The 15,004-nt window shown below is 56.3% G+C and carries 28 protein-coding genes; 18 read left to right on the top strand and 10 right to left on the bottom strand.

Annotated elements, in window-relative coordinates; translation table 11 throughout:
- The 5 genes from ACRRSD_RS02010 to ACRRSD_RS01990 all read right to left on the bottom strand — a co-directional run bounded on the left by ACRRSD_RS02010 (position 1) and on the right by ACRRSD_RS01990 (position 2,244).
- Positions 1 to 564, bottom strand: coding sequence for a siphovirus Gp157 family protein (locus tag ACRRSD_RS02010; RefSeq protein WP_435036881.1), 564 nt, complete (start codon positions 562 to 564; stop codon positions 1 to 3).
- The gene (locus ACRRSD_RS02005) at positions 561 to 1,298 is read right to left on the bottom strand and encodes a hypothetical protein (protein ID WP_435036880.1); all 738 of its coding nucleotides are present in this window, start codon (positions 1,296 to 1,298) and stop codon (positions 561 to 563) included. Before ACRRSD_RS02005 ends, ACRRSD_RS02010 begins: the two co-directional genes overlap by 4 nt.
- A 153-nt stretch (positions 1,299 to 1,451) precedes the next feature.
- Entirely contained in the window at positions 1,452 to 1,655 is a 204-nt protein-coding gene (locus ACRRSD_RS02000) for a hypothetical protein (protein ID WP_339494626.1), read from the bottom strand.
- Positions 1,652 to 1,843, bottom strand: a complete 192-nt coding sequence (locus ACRRSD_RS01995) for a hypothetical protein (RefSeq protein WP_258717530.1) — start codon at positions 1,841 to 1,843, stop codon at positions 1,652 to 1,654. The genes ACRRSD_RS02000 and ACRRSD_RS01995 overlap by 4 nt, the downstream gene beginning before the upstream one ends.
- Positions 1,840 to 2,244 carry a hypothetical protein gene (locus ACRRSD_RS01990; protein WP_435036879.1) on the bottom strand — a complete coding sequence of 135 codons (405 nt, stop codon included), beginning with the start codon at positions 2,242 to 2,244 and terminating at the stop codon, positions 1,840 to 1,842. The genes ACRRSD_RS01995 and ACRRSD_RS01990 overlap by 4 nt, the downstream gene beginning before the upstream one ends.
- A 181-nt stretch (positions 2,245 to 2,425) precedes the next feature.
- Here ACRRSD_RS01990 and ACRRSD_RS01985 point away from each other — a divergent pair, with 181 nt between their 5' ends.
- Positions 2,426 to 2,665: a YceK/YidQ family lipoprotein gene (locus ACRRSD_RS01985; RefSeq protein WP_435036878.1), complete on the top strand. Its 240-nt coding sequence runs from the start codon at positions 2,426 to 2,428 to the stop codon at positions 2,663 to 2,665.
- Positions 2,666 to 2,848: 183 nt separating this feature from the next.
- Here ACRRSD_RS01985 and ACRRSD_RS01980 read toward each other — a convergent pair whose 3' ends face one another.
- The 3 genes from ACRRSD_RS01980 to ACRRSD_RS01970 form a co-directional block, all read right to left on the bottom strand.
- Positions 2,849 to 3,121 (bottom strand): hypothetical protein, encoded by a 273-nt coding sequence (locus ACRRSD_RS01980; RefSeq protein ID WP_150596909.1) that lies wholly within the window; start codon positions 3,119 to 3,121, stop codon positions 2,849 to 2,851.
- 766 nt (positions 3,122 to 3,887) lie between these two features.
- Entirely contained in the window at positions 3,888 to 4,553 is a 666-nt protein-coding gene (locus ACRRSD_RS01975; protein WP_435036877.1) for a hypothetical protein, read from the bottom strand.
- 20 nt (positions 4,554 to 4,573) lie between these two features.
- A complete protein-coding gene (locus ACRRSD_RS01970; RefSeq protein ID WP_435038568.1) occupies positions 4,574 to 5,362 on the bottom strand; it encodes an XRE family transcriptional regulator in 789 nt (262 codons plus the stop codon).
- A 116-nt stretch (positions 5,363 to 5,478) separates the two neighbouring features.
- Between ACRRSD_RS01970 and ACRRSD_RS01965 the strand changes: the two genes are divergently transcribed.
- The 12 genes from ACRRSD_RS01965 to ACRRSD_RS01910 all read left to right on the top strand — a co-directional run bounded on the left by ACRRSD_RS01965 (position 5,479) and on the right by ACRRSD_RS01910 (position 11,916).
- Positions 5,479 to 5,682, top strand: coding sequence for a Cro/CI family transcriptional regulator (locus tag ACRRSD_RS01965; RefSeq protein ID WP_025110113.1), 204 nt, complete (start codon positions 5,479 to 5,481; stop codon positions 5,680 to 5,682).
- 81 nt (positions 5,683 to 5,763) lie between these two features.
- Complete coding sequence (locus tag ACRRSD_RS01960) at positions 5,764 to 6,186, top strand: phage regulatory CII family protein (RefSeq protein WP_435036876.1); 423 nt, start codon at positions 5,764 to 5,766, stop codon at positions 6,184 to 6,186.
- Positions 6,187 to 6,250: 64 nt separating this feature from the next.
- Complete coding sequence (locus tag ACRRSD_RS01955) at positions 6,251 to 7,009, top strand: phage antirepressor KilAC domain-containing protein (protein ID WP_435036875.1); 759 nt, start codon at positions 6,251 to 6,253, stop codon at positions 7,007 to 7,009.
- Between the two features lies 1 nt (position 7,010).
- Positions 7,011 to 7,982, top strand: a complete 972-nt coding sequence (locus ACRRSD_RS01950) for a phage replication protein (protein WP_435036874.1) — start codon at positions 7,011 to 7,013, stop codon at positions 7,980 to 7,982.
- Positions 7,969 to 8,766, top strand: coding sequence for a hypothetical protein (locus tag ACRRSD_RS01945; RefSeq protein WP_435036873.1), 798 nt, complete (start codon positions 7,969 to 7,971; stop codon positions 8,764 to 8,766). The genes ACRRSD_RS01950 and ACRRSD_RS01945 overlap by 14 nt, the downstream gene beginning before the upstream one ends.
- Positions 8,763 to 8,990 carry a hypothetical protein gene (locus ACRRSD_RS01940; RefSeq protein ID WP_095118658.1) on the top strand — a complete coding sequence of 76 codons (228 nt, stop codon included), beginning with the start codon at positions 8,763 to 8,765 and terminating at the stop codon, positions 8,988 to 8,990. Before ACRRSD_RS01945 ends, ACRRSD_RS01940 begins: the two co-directional genes overlap by 4 nt.
- Positions 8,983 to 9,453 carry a hypothetical protein gene (locus tag ACRRSD_RS01935; RefSeq protein ID WP_435036872.1) on the top strand — a complete coding sequence of 157 codons (471 nt, stop codon included), beginning with the start codon at positions 8,983 to 8,985 and terminating at the stop codon, positions 9,451 to 9,453. Before ACRRSD_RS01940 ends, ACRRSD_RS01935 begins: the two co-directional genes overlap by 8 nt.
- A complete protein-coding gene (locus ACRRSD_RS01930) occupies positions 9,450 to 10,031 on the top strand; it encodes a recombination protein NinG (RefSeq protein ID WP_435036871.1) in 582 nt (193 codons plus the stop codon). Before ACRRSD_RS01935 ends, ACRRSD_RS01930 begins: the two co-directional genes overlap by 4 nt.
- On the top strand, positions 10,028 to 10,609 hold the full coding sequence (locus ACRRSD_RS01925) for a hypothetical protein (RefSeq protein ID WP_435036870.1): 582 nt from the start codon (positions 10,028 to 10,030) through the stop codon (positions 10,607 to 10,609). The genes ACRRSD_RS01930 and ACRRSD_RS01925 overlap by 4 nt, the downstream gene beginning before the upstream one ends.
- A gap of 286 nt (positions 10,610 to 10,895) precedes the next feature.
- The gene (locus ACRRSD_RS01920; protein ID WP_192560928.1) at positions 10,896 to 11,078 is read left to right on the top strand and encodes a Com family DNA-binding transcriptional regulator; all 183 of its coding nucleotides are present in this window, start codon (positions 10,896 to 10,898) and stop codon (positions 11,076 to 11,078) included.
- A gap of 10 nt (positions 11,079 to 11,088) precedes the next feature.
- Positions 11,089 to 11,409, top strand: coding sequence for a hypothetical protein (locus tag ACRRSD_RS01915; protein WP_435036869.1), 321 nt, complete (start codon positions 11,089 to 11,091; stop codon positions 11,407 to 11,409).
- A 189-nt stretch (positions 11,410 to 11,598) separates the two neighbouring features.
- Positions 11,599 to 11,916, top strand: a complete 318-nt coding sequence (locus ACRRSD_RS01910; RefSeq protein WP_435036868.1) for an FxLYD domain-containing protein — start codon at positions 11,599 to 11,601, stop codon at positions 11,914 to 11,916.
- Between the two features lie 278 nt (positions 11,917 to 12,194).
- Here the strand turns inward: ACRRSD_RS01910 and ACRRSD_RS01905 are convergent, their stop codons facing one another.
- A complete protein-coding gene (locus ACRRSD_RS01905) occupies positions 12,195 to 12,512 on the bottom strand; it encodes a hypothetical protein (RefSeq protein WP_435036867.1) in 318 nt (105 codons plus the stop codon).
- A gap of 168 nt (positions 12,513 to 12,680) precedes the next feature.
- Between ACRRSD_RS01905 and ACRRSD_RS01900 the strand changes: the two genes are divergently transcribed.
- Genes ACRRSD_RS01900 through ACRRSD_RS01885 form a run of 4 tightly spaced genes read left to right on the top strand, consistent with a single transcriptional unit; the run spans position 12,681 to position 13,855 of the window.
- Positions 12,681 to 13,019, top strand: a complete 339-nt coding sequence (locus ACRRSD_RS01900; protein ID WP_435036866.1) for an MFS transporter — start codon at positions 12,681 to 12,683, stop codon at positions 13,017 to 13,019.
- Entirely contained in the window at positions 13,016 to 13,363 is a 348-nt protein-coding gene (locus ACRRSD_RS01895) for a hypothetical protein (RefSeq protein ID WP_435036865.1), read from the top strand. Before ACRRSD_RS01900 ends, ACRRSD_RS01895 begins: the two co-directional genes overlap by 4 nt.
- 52 nt (positions 13,364 to 13,415) lie before the next feature.
- Positions 13,416 to 13,604 (top strand): hypothetical protein, encoded by a 189-nt coding sequence (locus ACRRSD_RS01890; RefSeq protein ID WP_435036864.1) that lies wholly within the window; start codon positions 13,416 to 13,418, stop codon positions 13,602 to 13,604.
- Positions 13,601 to 13,855, top strand: a complete 255-nt coding sequence (locus ACRRSD_RS01885; protein ID WP_060839666.1) for a hypothetical protein — start codon at positions 13,601 to 13,603, stop codon at positions 13,853 to 13,855. Before ACRRSD_RS01890 ends, ACRRSD_RS01885 begins: the two co-directional genes overlap by 4 nt.
- Before the next feature lie 33 nt (positions 13,856 to 13,888).
- Here the strand turns inward: ACRRSD_RS01885 and ACRRSD_RS01880 are convergent, their stop codons facing one another.
- On the bottom strand, positions 13,889 to 14,248 hold the full coding sequence (locus ACRRSD_RS01880; protein WP_339474381.1) for a hypothetical protein: 360 nt from the start codon (positions 14,246 to 14,248) through the stop codon (positions 13,889 to 13,891).
- A 120-nt stretch (positions 14,249 to 14,368) separates the two neighbouring features.
- Between ACRRSD_RS01880 and ACRRSD_RS01875 the strand changes: the two genes are divergently transcribed.
- Positions 14,369 to 14,992, top strand: a complete 624-nt coding sequence (locus tag ACRRSD_RS01875) for a putative metallopeptidase (protein ID WP_435036863.1) — start codon at positions 14,369 to 14,371, stop codon at positions 14,990 to 14,992.
- The last annotated feature ends 12 nt before the right edge of the window (positions 14,993 to 15,004 follow it).

The following is a 15,004-nucleotide window of genomic DNA, read 5'->3' as shown; positions in this document are numbered from 1 at the left end:
TCACTTGATCCGGATCGAGCTTTCGCCGCGCTCAAGGTGAGCCCAGACCGGTTCCGGTAGCAGTTCATGTTCCGCGTCTTCGCCGGCTTCGATGCGCTTGCGCACCGCGTCGTTGTGATCACGGATTTCCTTGAGCTTCGCCGCAATCGACTTTTTGTCAGGGGCGAACACTGTCTTCGTTTCGATGAAGTCATCCGGAATTTCATCTTCCTTGTCGACGATCACCTTTTCAGGCGCCAAGGCCAGCGTGATTGTGAACAGCGGTCGCTTGATTGACTTGATCGCCGCGGCTTCCATGTTCCGGCGCAGGTAATCACTGATCTGGGAAACGCTGTTTTTCTTCACTCGCTTCAGTTCGTTCAGACGCTCGACCTCTTTGTCGATGGCGTCGATATCGCTCTCGATGTTCCGACGCAGCATGACGATGTTGTCGGCCTTCACCTCGAACTCACCTTGGATCTCGTCCATCGCGTGCTGCAGGGCCTCTTTCAGGCCCTCATCGTCGGTATCCGCCATTTCCTGAAGTTCGGTAAGCTTGCCAGTCAGTGCGTAGAGCTGGGTCATGCTGCGTTCTCCCGTTCAGATGCTTCTTTGATTCGTTTCCACTCCAACGAGACTCGCTCAACGCCCTTGGTGTCTTTGCGGATGGTCAGTTTGCGCACGGCGACGTCGTGGATTTTCTTCAGCTCCTGAGCCGACTGGGCGCCGCCCATCGTGTCGATGACCGACTTGATGTAATCCAGCCGCTCCTGCTTCTGGCGATCTTCCTCTGCTACACGATCTTCGGCTTTGTTCAACGCCACCTCATCCCGAACCGTCTCGACATACGCGGCGTCATCGAACAACCCCATGTGGATGTCTGCGGCGAATCCGAGCGGCTGGAGGCATTTACCGATGGCATCTGTGAGCGACTTCTTTGCCGCCTCCCAGTCGGTGATTATCTTGCCTTGCTGCAGGAGGACGAACGGTGTGTGGCCGTAGTGCGTCACCGTGCATTTCTGTCCGCCCTCGCCCTGGTACCAAAGCTCAATTCTCACGGTGTGGACTTTCGCGTTGATCAGTGGCGCGGTCGGCCATTCCTTGGTCGGTGCTTGCAGCGGGCCGCCTTCGTCGAATCGTTCTTCAAGGATGGTCCAGCCCCAACCTTCACCGCATGGGCCGAACACTTCGGTGGCTTTGCGCATCAGGTAGGTCGGCTTGATGGCCGTACCCTTGAAGCCGCCCATTCCGGTGAAATTCTTTGTGGCACTCGGATCGGTCGTGTTGACCTGATCCCAGATCCGCGTATTCGTGGACATGAGTAATCCTTGCCGCGCGGTGCGCAGCGATTGAAAGGTGTGTGCTATTGAGGGGTTGGCGCGGAGAGGGCGCCGTACAACATGAAAGCGGTGCAAGCTGCGAGCGCGAAGAATGAGCTACGCCAGAAGACAATCCGGCGGGCGTGCTGTCGATCATTCATCGCACGGGCCATATTTCTGCACTCGATAGCGAAGCACCTGAAGAACACGACCGCCGTAAGCCGGCTCTGCGTATTGCTCAACTGGCGCGCCGAAGAATCCGCGCCGCTCTGCCAGGCTGTATGCCTCGCGAAGGTTGTGAGCGCTGATGTCCTCAAGTTGTTCGTCGATGAGCGATTTAACCGGCGCCGTACTCATGCTTCCTCCTTGCGCCGCTGACAGGTGTCACGCAGGCGTTTGCAGTAGTGGTTGAACTCGTCGGTGGTGATAGCGCCGTCGGTGAAGAGGCGGGTGATCAGCCCCTGCACCAGCAGGCTGATGTCTTCTTCGCCGGCCGGCGCCGACACACCATCAAGGGCTTGGTCGATCAGGATGTGCGGGCTCAAAAGCCGCACTCCCGCTCTACGCGATCGCTTTCGCGCTTGGCATCTCGGTACTCGTTGGCATGCACCGCAACCAGGTCTCCGGCCAGCCTTCGAACAACCAGCGGATCGCCTCCGACTGCCTCAACGGCCCACTTGTGCAGTACACCGCCACCCCCGCGACAGATCAGTTCGATCAGGATCTTCTCGATGTACCGATCAGGATCAGGGTTTGCGGCCATGTGATCCGCCAGCGCCTCCGGTAAGTGGTCGGCGTTGACCAAAACCTTGCTTCGGCCTACCGGATTCGGTGCTTCGACGTGGCGCCGATAAAGCAGATCGTCGACCGAATCGGTCAGCCATTCCTGACCGGCCTCCGTGTCGAGAAAGTCATCTTCCGGGATGGGCTTGCGTAGAGCTGACATGGTCGTCTCCAGAGTGGCGGGGTGTTGATCCAACAAAACTCGGATGCACTCCTCCGCTCCGCTCCGCTGGTTGCCGTTGGGCGCGGAGGGGAGTGCATTCGGGTGCTGCCGGGGGGAGGGTGACTAACTCTGCGCGCTAGCGTCTATCCAACTCCGCACAAAGAAGTAATAAGGACGTTACGTGGTTCGAAAAGCGATTTTACTGGTGCTGGTTGCCAGCCTGAGTGGGTGTATGGCAACCGCCATGCGCATGGATTATGACAAGCACCGGTGCCCCTACATTGGCGTGCGATTCGACTGGTGGTTGGTGGGTACCTCCAAAGGAAAGCTGATTCCCTTTTTGCTGATCGACGCGCCGTTCTCTCTGGTGGTCGATACCGTCTTTTTCCCATTCGAATATCAATACAGCTGCAACCTTTGAGCTGTCGGGTGCGCATCGGGGTGTGATCTGGCCGGGGCTCAACCGGTATTCGGCGGAAGGGGTCGCCCTGTAGGCGACCGGTTGGCACATCCGCTGCCCGAGACTTAGCCTCAGATCACACCCCGATGCGCTCTCATAGAGAGGATCGGGCAGTTAACGACAGGCTGTCGTGGCGCTGGTTGTTCAGTCGTCTTCGCCTTGGGCGAGCATCTTCTCGATGTCAGCGGCGCCAGGCTTCTTCCAGTTCTTGATCTGCCCGGTTTCCAGATCGATGTTCAGGATCAAGTAGTCGCCGTAGTGCTGGCCGGGGAAGAAGTCCGGCACGTAGCCTTCATAGCTGCCGACTTCCTCGCCCTGAGCATCTTTCAGACCTGCGGCGAATCCATCGCGGACCTTGATGTAGAGGTGCAGTTCAGTCACGTCGACCTGCACCGTTTTCTGCGTGTTGATTTGCATGCTGCTGCCTCCGGTTGTTTTCCCAATGCACCCGTCACCAGGTGCATCAGTGAAAAATTCCGTGTTTCTCCGCACCCGCTTACCAGGTCATTCACTCAGTTCGGTCAACACCTCGTCCGCCGTCGCAGTGGGCTGCGCGTTGGCAGGCTTTCGGGCCTGTCGGATCGCCGGTCGCCGGTAGAGGCAAGTGCGGTTTTGTTCATCGGTTTACTGACCTCCCACCGATGGAGCCGGGAGTGACCTAACCGGACTGGCCGGGTAGTCGTTCATGGCGCTGGTTGTTAAAGAGCGGCGCAGCTTTCGCTGCTGGGCCGGTGTTGTCTGGCTTGCGAATAAAAGTAGCAGTGCTGCTATTTAAAGTAAATAGCGCTGCTAATAAAAAATTTAACGGGCGTAAAAAAACCCGCGCAAAGGCAGGCTTTTTGGGATTTGCTTTTAGTCGACGATTGGCGGGGCCCACTCACGGAATCCCGATGAATAGCCCGCAAAGGAGCCTCTTATTCCGGACCTTCTTCGTACAGCCCGGAAGCTACCAAACCATCCTTTAAGCGCAGCGCTAGGCCGGCTCGGTATCCGCACGGCAGTCCTTGCCTTGCGGTTAAGTTCTTGATGGTTTTGGTACGGAGGGGGGCAGGGGGGGTAATGGTCTTTGACAACTAAAAAGTTGCTGGCTATTTCTTTGAGCAAAACCATGGGCAGCCCTGTCAGGGCACGTCCTTAAAAGGAAAAAATTAAATACTTTAGTTGGGTTGTGTTGGTAGTAACTCTAGAGTTTTTCAAATACGGAAACGGTGTATTTGCCACTAGCCCAGTCGATTGCATCCAGCGATAAAGAATAATTTTTTCCAGAGTGGACAAAGCCCCACGAAGTTCCTGGCGCGGCGTCCTTATCCTCTATTGGCTTAACCTGGTCTGGCAGGTTAACTATAACTCTAGCGGTGCGCTCTATTGATACGGACTGGACGCCAATCATAGCCTGCGTTCTCAAATCCCTGTAAGTGGTGCCAGCATCGCGGGATTCAGTATGTGAGTACGCAACTGCTTTTTGCGGCTGATCCAATGGCGTGTCAGGGGGGGGCGTGTTCGGAGTAGGATGCTCGGTGGATAGCCTTTCGTTTAGTCGGGTGATCTCTTTCTCATAGTATGGTATTGAGTTTTTAGTTCCTTCAAGCCAAGTCGTTAATTTTGAGTTGTCTTTTTCCAAGAACTCTAATCTGGCGGATAGAACAGATGCTCTTGCGGTTACTTCTTTCGTTTCAGCTTCTGCTCTACTGACTTTGGCTTCGTAAAATTTCACTTTGTTTTCGTCAAATACAAAGAAAAAGCAACCCCAAGTGAAACCGGCAACCAATGCTGTGTACACAAGAACCGATTTAGTTTGATTCTCTTCAAACCACTTCGCTGTTTTTTCCACGATCTTCAAATCGCCCATTCTTTATCGCTCGGTAAATATTAACGTGAATACATCGCCCACCAGAACACATGGCCCAAGATCGAAATCTGCTGCTCCTGGATCTGCTGGAACGTGTAGTCCTCATCAGGATGCTCGTCACGATTGAAGCTGCGCAGGCGAATCCCGATCGGGATACGGTAGACCTGCTTCACGCGGAGCTGGCCATTGTGGTTGATGGCGTACATCTCTCCGTCGACGATATCGCTCAGGGAGTTTTTCCCGACGTTCACGCCTACAGTCGCGCCATCGCGCAGCACGGGCACCATGCTGTTGCCACCGACCTTCACGCACTTGGCGTTGCTGAACTGAACGCCGTTGTGACGAAGATCTTTCTTGTTGAAGCGAAGGCGTGACTTAGCGCTTTCCTCAATTGCAAACCTGCCGGATCCAGCCGCCAGCTCGACTTCATGAAGGAAGGGAACGTAGACCTCATCGTCATCGAGCGGGGTTTCGTCGTCCCAAGTCTCGATGCTTCCTAATTTCACGCTTGGCTGTATGCGGTCCTGCTGCACGCTGGCAACAGTGGATAACAGTCGAGAGCTGACCTCGCTTGCATCGAAGTTGAGCGCCTTTGCGAGCTTCAGCAGCGCTTCAACATTTAGTGGCACCTTCCCGGTTGCGTATTGGCTGAATGCGCTTTGCCCGGACCATCCGCATGCTTCGGCAACGTCCGCCTGCGTCAGGCTGCGCCCGGCCGCTTTAGCAGCTGATTTCCGCTGTTCGTAGATAGCTTTGAGCCTGGCGCTCTCGGCAACTTCTTCGGGGGTGAGGGGGCGACGTATTTTCATACGAATAAGAGTATTAGCAGAGCTGATATCCAAGCAAACAGCGCTGCTAGTATTTTGTTGCTGATAAAAAGCAGCGCTGCTACTATCCATGGCAGATATCAAGCCGTGGAAATTCCATGAAAAAGATCCCTTTGAGCAAATACCTAGAAGAGCACGGCACTCAAGCCGCGCTTGCTGCTGCTCTCGGCGTGAACCAGAGCGCGATCTCGCAAATGGTTCGAGCCGGCAGAAGCATCGAAATCACCCTTTATGACGACGGCCGTATTGAGGCGAATGAGATTCGTCCGATCCCGGCGCGCCCAAAGCGCACAGCAGCCTGAGGCAGTCATTGCTTACTGCCAGAACAAATGATCGCCCACGCACTGGCAGGGCGCCACGGAAACAAATTTGAGGTTTTACGAATGGAAGATTTTCTACGGGCCTGCCAGAGCGCTGTCCTGGACAACGAAGCCAAGACCCTTGCTGCAAAGATGGGCGTTCCTCACGTTGGCCTGCTTCAGCGCGCCAATCCGGACAACGACGCACACCACCTGACCGTAGAGCATTTGTTCGGGATTCTGTTGCACACCGGCGACATGCGCCCTCTGGCTGCACTGGCGAGTGAATTTGGTTTCGACCTCGTTGCGAAAGCTGCGCCGGAGCCGCAAGCGTTGACCAAATCACTGATCAACGTCGGCAAAGAGGTCGCCGATCTGACCATCGCGGTGCACCAGGCGCTGGATGACAACCACGTCAGTTCTTTCGAGAAAAACTTGATCTGCCAGGAGATCAACCACGTTCGGCAGAGCCTAGACGTGATGGATGCCTCGGTGAAGGCCGCCTGAATTCCGGGCACAAAAAAGCCGACGGAGAAGGTCGGCTGATTCGCAAAACTAGAGAGGCCCGATTATGCAGAGCCAACCCAATTCAAGCAATATCCCCCAAAGTGTCGCGACACGTTTTTCGAATTCTGAAAACGTGTCGCGTACCGTTTCAACGATCACGCTGCGCGACATGATCAATGAAGCACGCCAGCAGGCTGGAGAGCCAAAGGTTCGCAATGATCATTTCCTTTCCCGGGTCGAGGATGAGCTGGGCGATGATCTGGAGGGGGTGCAAAAATATTTCACCCCCCTGCACGGCAATCAGGTCGCCACTTATGGCCTGACCCTGGACCAATGCATGCTGGTGGGGATGCGCGAGTCGAAAGCCGTTCGCCGATCTGTCCTGAAAAAGCTCAAAGAGCTGGAAGGGCCGCGGGTGCTCGCCACACTGCCTGACTTTTCCAATCCCGCCGCTGCCGCCCGCGCTTGGGCCGAACAGTTCGAACTTCAGCAGGCAGCCAATCAGGCGCTGATTGAGGCAGCGCCAAAGATCGCCTTCGTCGAGCGTTATGTCGAGTCGACAGGCCTTAAGGGCTTCCGGCAGGTAGCAAAGCTGCTCAAGGCCAACGAGTCGCGATTCCGAGAGTTCCTGCTCGACAAAAAAATCATGTACCGCATGGGCGGCGAATGGCAGGCCTACCAGCCTCACATCGACGCCGGCCGCTTCGAAGTAAAAGCCGGCACCAGCGACAGCGGCCACGCCTACAACCAATCCAAATTCACTCCCAAGGGCGTCAACTGGATTGCCGGCCTTTGGGCTCAGTACAAGCTGGCCGAGGCCTGATATGCAATTCACCGTCACGATCAATCAGGTGAAGGCGTTGGAGTGGGGGCTGAATTCTCAGCAAGCCCTGCTGTTCGCGTTCGTCTACGGCTGCCCGAGCTGGACCAAGCCAATCAAGACTGATGACGGGATCTTCTTCGCGCTGAGCAAGGCCAAGATCATCGAGGAGCTGCCGCTGCTCACTGACAAGCCAGACACTGCTTATCGCATGCTGAAGGCCCTGGAAGAGGCGGGGTTGATTGAGCTTTCCAGCACTTCGAACATCACGCTGTTCCGCCTGACCGAGAAGGCGATTGAGTGGAACCAGAAACTGGATGGGTCGGAAAAATATCCGACCCCACCAAAGAACGAAGGTCGGAAAAAAATCCGATCTACCTCGGAAAAAAATCCGAGCAAGGTCGGAGAAAAATCCGAGCAAGGGTCGGAAAAATCTCCGACAAATCAGGATACCAATCATCAGGGTACCAATCAGGATACCAGTCAGGACTTGCAAGGCAGCCCGGACAAGCCGGTCCGCAATCTGGTTCTGGTGGTTGATCGCACCGATGCGCCACGGGTTGAGATTCCCGCTGACATGCCGGGCCCCAAAGACCAGTCCTGCAAAACCTTCAAGGTCTGGGCGAACTACGCCATGGCCTACCGCAAGCGCTACAGCACCTGGCCGGTGTGGAACGCCAAGGTCGGTGGTCAGCTTGGACAACTGGTCGACCGCCTCGGCGCCGATGTCGCCCACCACGTCGCGGCTCACTTCCTGAAAACCAGCGATGCCGCCATTCTGCGCAAGTGCCACAGCCTCAACGAGCTATTGGCCAACGCCGAGAGCTACCACACCCAGTGGGTGACGGGGCAGCGCATCAACGGGACAACTGCCCGCCAGATGGAGCGTACCGAAGCGAACGTTTCCGCTGCCGAGCAGGCCGCGCAAATGGTCTTGGCCAAGCGCCAAGCGGGAGAGCGCAATGAGTACCTTTGAAATGAACGATCAGCAAGTTGCCGGGCTCGCTGCAGCGATCTGCGCCACCGCCGAGGCCATGGGTCAGGAAATGAACCCAGGCACTGCGGCGATGATGGCCGAAGACCTTTGCGCGTACTCGGTGCCCGCCGTGAAAGCCGCGCTGAAGGCATGCCGCTTCGAGGTGAAGGGCAAGCTGGCGATGGCCGACATTCTCCAGCGAGTGCAGTCCGCTGACGGCCGACCGGGCAAGGACGAAGCTTGGGCAATCGCCATGACTACGAACGATGAGTTCGAAACCGTGGTGCTTACCGATGAAATCCAGCTCGCGCTGGCAGCCGCGAAACCTGTCCTCGACGCCGGCGACAAGGTCGGTGCGCGCATGGCGTTCAACAGCGCTTACGAGCGTTTGGTGAGTCAGGCTCGTGAGGACAACAAAAACGTCAATTGGCACGTGTCGGTCGGATTCGACGCCAACCGCCGCACACAGGCGATCACCAAAGCCGTGCAGATGCAGCGGATCCCACATGAGCGCGGGCAGTTGTACCTGGCCGACTTGAGTGTCGGGCCGGTTACTGAAGACGGCAGGGCCGTCGTTGCGCTGCTCACCGGTGAGGTTGCGCGACCTTCGCCAAAACTGCGCGAGAGGCTCGCCGCGGTGAAGGATTCGATGCTCGCCATGCGCCAAGCATCGGCCGAGGAAAAAACAGAACTGCGAATTCTGGCAGCCAATGAGCTGGCGGATCGCCGGGCGCTGCTTATTAAGCAGGCCGAACAATTGGAAGCAAGGAGCGCTGCTCAATGACCATCGACAAACAAAAACTCCAGAAGTTGCTGTGGGCCGAAGCTGCGTCCTACCGTGCCGACTGCGCAGACTGGAAGCGCAACACCGAGGCGCTGCAGGAATTCCTCGGCGAGAAGACGGTGGAGGAGGTGGCGCTCGAGCTGCTGGCCGAGAACGAACGACTGACACAGCAGCTCGGCGAGTTGATCAACGGATTGCCGAACAAGGTGGCCACCCATGGCTGACAAAATATCCGTGAACTGTCAGGCGAAACTCTCCGAGGCCATCACGAAGCTTAGCGCCATGTACCGCGACAAAAAGTTCGTAGTGGTCTCGCTTCGCCCCGGCAAAGACCGGACGCTCGATCAGAACCGGCTGTGGTTTGCGATGTACAAGCGGATTGCCGAGATGACCCAGATCGGCGACGAGGCAGATGCCCGCCGGTACTGCAAGTTGCATATCGGCGTGCAGATCCTGTTGAACGAGGATGCCGGGTTTCAGACGGAGTGGTACCGAGTCATGCGCCACCTTCCGTACGAGACGAAGTTGGCCATGATGGGAGGCTGCAAGCTGTTTGGCCCGGACGGTTTCCCGGTCACCAGTTTGTTCAATCGCGCCCAGGGCATTGCCTACACCGACCGGATCGTCGCGCGCTTCGCACAGCAGGGCGTGTACTTCGATGATCTGCTGAGCCAGGAGGCTGCATGACGATCGCAAGGAAGCAGCCAAAGCCCAAGAAATGCCGCGTCGCTACCTGCAGGGCCTCATTCGTTCCATCGCGGATGGGGCAGGCGGTTTGCAGCCCGGCATGCGCATTGATCGATGCTCCAAAGAATCAGGACAAAGCCCGCAAGGCCATCGCCCAGCGCGACCGCCGCGAGATCAAGGTGCGCAAGGAGAAGCTGAAGAGCAGGGCGGATCACCTGCGCGAAGCCCAGGCCGCGTTCAACGAGTGGATCCGCCTGCGTGATGCCGATCGCCCTTGCGTGAGCTGCGGTCGGCACCACGAAGGCCAATATCACGCGGGGCACTACCGCTCTGTGGGGGCGAACCCGGAGCTACGATTCGAACCGCTGAACGTTTGGAAGCAGTGCGCGCCGTGCAACACGCATCTGTCCGGCAACCTGGTGAATTACCGGATTTCGCTCCTGCAGCTGATAGGGGCGGAACAAGTCGAGTGGCTTGAAGGGCCTCATGAACCCTGCAAGCACACCGTCGAAGAAATCAAAAATATCAAGGCCGAATATAGGGCGAAAACAAGGGAACTGAAGAGGACGGCAGCATGAAAATCCATTCCGCGCGCCAAGCTTGGCACGACTGCAACTACAATCCGGCCCCGGGCCAAACTTCTGATGCTGCTGAATTGGGTGTGGTGGTGCAGAGCACTGAGCGAGGCCCGACAGCGAATCCCGCGATGCACGCAACGCTAGCCGGTCATATTCAGTCGGCTATCGCACGGCTTCACTTTCAACTTCGGGCTTTCGGCAATGCCATGTATGCGGCTCAGCCGACAGATGATGATCGGGAGGAGGCCGAAGCTGCGGTTTTCAATCTTGCATGTTCGCGAGCAGCACGCATGACCGCCAGCAAGCGGGAGCGGGCCGAGTACGTTGCCAAGGGCGTGTTTCGTCGTTACCGCTACATGCACCAAGGCGGACAATCGGCCAACGCAGATCCGCTCATAAAGCCCGAGTTGTTCCGAACCTGGATGAAAGGGGAGTACGAAGTCGAGCTGCCGTCCGCAGCCTGGGGCCGTGATTGGGAGCCATTCGTGCAGCTTTGCTTCGATGCCTGTTACGACATCGACGCTCGGGCATTGAGTCCAATCGGCGGAGTGATTTACAAGATGAAAGAGGCCGCTTGACTTCCCGCACGGCTGAGGGCATCATTTCCCCATAGTTAGTATTTTGCCTACGGCAAGTTACTTAGGAGCCGGCCAGTGAGCCGGTTTTTTTATGTCCGCCAGAAAGCGGAAAGCCCCGACATCTTCGGGGCTTTTTTATGCGCGGAAAAAAGAGAGGGCGACTCCAGAGGGTGCGCTAACACCCAAAAGAGACGCCAGGTCGCAGATAGAGCCTGCAAGCCAGCCAAGGCCCTCACTGCTCGCGCGAGCGGGGCGGAGCCTAGCAGAAAATCAAACGGACTTGCAGATGTTGAAAGAATGCAGATGTGGAAAATGCAACAGACTTCTCGCCCGCGTGGGTGAGTTTACCGAGCTCCAGATCAAATGTTCCCGATGCGGGACGTTGAATCATGAGAAGGCCACGAGCCTCGAGCGATCGCCTTTGAGCGACATGAAAGCGGAATCCTCCGCAACAAATCATTCGACTTAAAGGTGAAAAAATGGAAGTCCAACCAATTGGCGCTAAGCATTTCTCCAGCAGCTCCACCGGTGTGGTTCAGATTGTGAAGCCCGCTGATAACGTTTCCGGAGTTGTTATTCGGACTGGGGTAATGTCGAGCGGTGGCTATTCTATTCTGTCGGCAGGCACTGCTAGCCCTAGCGACGCATTTGATTTCTCGAAGCCGATCCTCTTGATGGCAGGTGCTGCAGTAACGAGCCAGCTGCAATATCCGATCTCTCTTCCTGCTGGTCGAGGGCTCTGGATGGCAACCTCGGGTAACGCAGGTACCGTCTTTGTGACCTACGATCTGCTGCCATAAGGCGCGAGGAGCTGCCCTAGTAGCTCTATTTGCTTGCTCTGTGCCTGTTACAGGCTCTGGCCCCGGAATTTGCCGGGGCTTTTTCGTTCTCGGCAAATGAGTCAGCACGTCGACACTCTGTCGCCAGTATCTTGATATCATCGAAAATCTTGGGCAAAAGTGGGATCCAATTCACAATGAGCCTGACCAATGCGCAAGATTTTTGCTGTCGCTGCAATTCTTTTTTCCGCTTTCGCAGTAGCTGAGGATCGGGTTTCTGTTTCCGGCCTCCAGGTTTCTCAAGCTAGCGCGGGGTATTCCGTAGTTGAAGGGATCGCCCACAACAACACTAACGCGACGCTGGCGAATGTCTTCGTTAAATTTAAGCTTTATGACGAAGGTGGAACGGTAGTCGGGAACACAATTGCCCACGGGGCAGATATCGGCCCAGGTGAGAACTGGAAGTTCTCGGCGCCTGCAACGGTGCCGTTTGCTAACGCGAAATTGAGCAGTATTCAGGCTCAGTAATTCGTTTTTGCAGAAGCCCCGTCTTGAACGGGGCTTTTTTATGCACTGAATTTACCTGTGGCCAGGACAGCCCTCGGGAAGGCCTGGACGTCGATAGCCGGATAGTGCGACATACGGAATCAACGCCGGCAGCCCGCGCACCCTGACCTCAAACTTGCTTTCGGGGTGGCGCGAGACTGGATCAGCGAGATCGATGCATTGGGGCGTCGACGTTGAGAAGGTCTTTGGCGGACAGCTCGGAAAGACGAGCGCATTATTCTGCGAGACAAGCTCGCTTCTTAATCCCCGATGTAAATTGGTTGCCTGGCTAGAGCCAGGCCTTTTTCTGTCAGTACGGCATTGGTTACAGGTATGGAGCCATCTTGCTCTCCACCAGAGACGTAACCCTCTCTGTTCAACCATTGAAAGGTAGCTGCAAAGTAAAGCTCGTCTTCAGTTTGCTCTGATCCAACCCACTCGCCACTTAAGTATGTTCCGGTCGATTTCTCAATACCGAGTGATTCTGGGCCTACACGAGAGTAAAGCGGGAACTGAGCCTTGAGATAGCTCAAGATTTTGTGTGCCATCTCTTCAAATTTTTCGATGTTTTTAGTCATGCGAATCTCCATTTAATGCTGCCAGCTACCGTGGCCGTGTGATTTCTCCAAAGGCTCGTTGCGAGCCATGAGCAAGATAGCGCAAATCTGGTAACCCCCATATTGCACTGGGGGTGCAGTCTAAAAATTCTCAGATCCTTTTTACATGCCTACTACGGAGTCGAGCGCATGGAGTTATTGCAGCGCCTGCTCGACAAGATCGACAGGTTTGAATTGCTGATCGCAGGACTGGTCGGCGCTGTCGTCGCGAGCTGGTGGCACAAAGATGATCTGGCCGACTGGCGTGGTTGGATGATCTTTCTGGTCACTGGCATTGCCTGCTCTCTGTACCTAACGAGCATGGTAAGCACCTATCTGGGTGTAACCGAGCCGAAGATCGTCGCGGGCATTGGCTTCCTGCTCGGAACCTTCGGCGGATCGCTGCTCGCGGCCATCAACCGAGCCATAAAAGCCGCTGATCTGTGGGCGCTCATTCGCCAGCGGTTCGGGGGAGGCAATCCACCATGAATCTTGAGCTGATCAACTCCATCGCCTGCGGCTTGATTGCCTTATGGGCGACCTGGTGTGTTCTGAGCGGTCGAGTGCGGGACGGCGTCATCGGCAAGCTGATTTATTCGGCGATCGCCATTAGCGGTTTTGTTGTGATGAGCCGGGAGCAGAACATCTTCATGATGGGGCCGACCGCCGCCGGGATCACGCTGCACGTCTCGCTGGCCCTGGCTGGTATGCGCCACATCTTCATGGTCATCTGGTGGCAGCGGGTAAAAGGCTGGCTGTGTCGGACGCTGAACTGTGAGCATTGCATGCGGTGTGAAAAGGCGCCGGGCGGGATCGAGCGTAGATCCAAGTAGGTCGCGACACGTTTCGCGAATCAGCAAATTGTGTCGCGACACCGAGGTGAAAATGACCGCAGAAATTCACGATATCGCCGACAAGCGCCCGCACCTTACGGTAACGTCTGATGACGGTGTCCATGTGCTGCCCTGTGAACTTGTGCGTTCAGTGATCGCCGGCGACAAGGCATCAGCCGTCCTGACAGAACCGGTTCTGCGCCGGATCATCGAAGAGTGGTTCCAGAAGGTGACCGCATGACTGCAAAGCTCGTTGAGTTTAAGCGTGAGGGCTGGCGCGATGCCGCCAAGACCCTGCGCAAGATTGCAGATGACCTCGATGCCGGTGTGCACCCGGAATGCACGGTAGGCGCGCTCACCCTCATGGGGCCGAAAGGCGAGGTGACGGTTTTTGGTCTTGGGCCAAAGTGCGACGACCTGCAGTGCTTGGGGGCGATGCGCCTAGGTGAGCAGAAGCTGATTGATGTGCTGCTCGATGGCGGGGAAGGGTAGGTGTGCCGCAGGTGAGTGCGGCACGGGTAATGGTTAGTCTTCCTCAACCGGATCCTCAGCTTCCGCAAGAGCCTCTTCTTCCAACGATTCGAAGTCCAATTCAGAGCCGTCGACAAGCCGCTTCAACATATCCCCCATCAGGCGTTTTGCCGTGACCGCTTTAGCGCCTTCCAGGCTTTTTGCCGATACAAGGGCGTAACCGCCAGTGTCCAACTCGATCAGATACAAGCCAAAGTCAGCAAGAGCATCAGAAACGGAAACGACGAAAGCGGATTTCAAGCGAAAACGGTACGACAGAAGCTTCAAGGTTTTTTGGCTAATCCGGACGCGGCTGAGCTCTGACCGCTTGAAAAGTACTGACAAAAGTATTGCGGTTTGAATTGGTGTGCGCATGAGCCTCTCCAGGTGGTGCCCTTCAGATTCGCCGTTCGAATCCGATATCAGGATCATAATCCTAAATTAGGATCTTTTGAAGCGTTATTTATGTGCTGCTCTCTGATGAGGGAATGACCCATGGGGAGGCCATACCCTCCAGCGTCACTGCTTGATCTGTCCGACCTATCAGGCTTCGGCATTCGCCTGATCCCTGCGCCCGAGGTGTGGGAATGGCTTCAGGTCGAGATCCTTGCCGACACCGGCAGCATCCACAATGAAGACCATGCCCATCTGGTCGATGCGGACGTTAGAGTCATGTGGGCGTCTGCTGCCTTCACGAAGAAGGGCCGCACGGTGTTAGGCCAGGCCGAGCAGGTCGCGTTCCGCGCCGGTGGCTGGCAGAAGGCCCGAATGGAACAGCAGATGCTGGATTGGTTCGGCGACGTGCCGGCCTACATCATTACGCTGGCTGCCGACTACTGCGCCCAGTGTTCCGACGCAGACTTCTGCGCTCTGGTTGAGCACGAGCTGTATCACATCGCCCAGGCGACGGATAAGTACGGTCAGCCGGCCTTCACCCAAGAAGGACTGCCCAAGCTTGAGATGCGCGGACACGACGTTGAAGAGTTCGTCGGTGTGGTGCGTCGCTATGGTGCAAGCCCGGCAGTTCAAGAGCTGGTGGATGCTGCAAAAAATCCTGCTGAGGTGGGGAAAATGAACATATCGAGGGCCTGCGGAACCTGTCTGCTCAAGTCGGCCTGATCCTTGACAGGA

It is taken from the genome of Pseudomonas neuropathica (genome assembly GCF_051174785.1).
Taxonomy (GTDB): Bacteria; Pseudomonadota; Gammaproteobacteria; order Pseudomonadales; family Pseudomonadaceae; genus Aquipseudomonas; species Aquipseudomonas neuropathica_A.
Note: the sequence above shows the minus strand (reverse complement) of the source record. Positions and strands in the feature narration are given on the sequence as shown.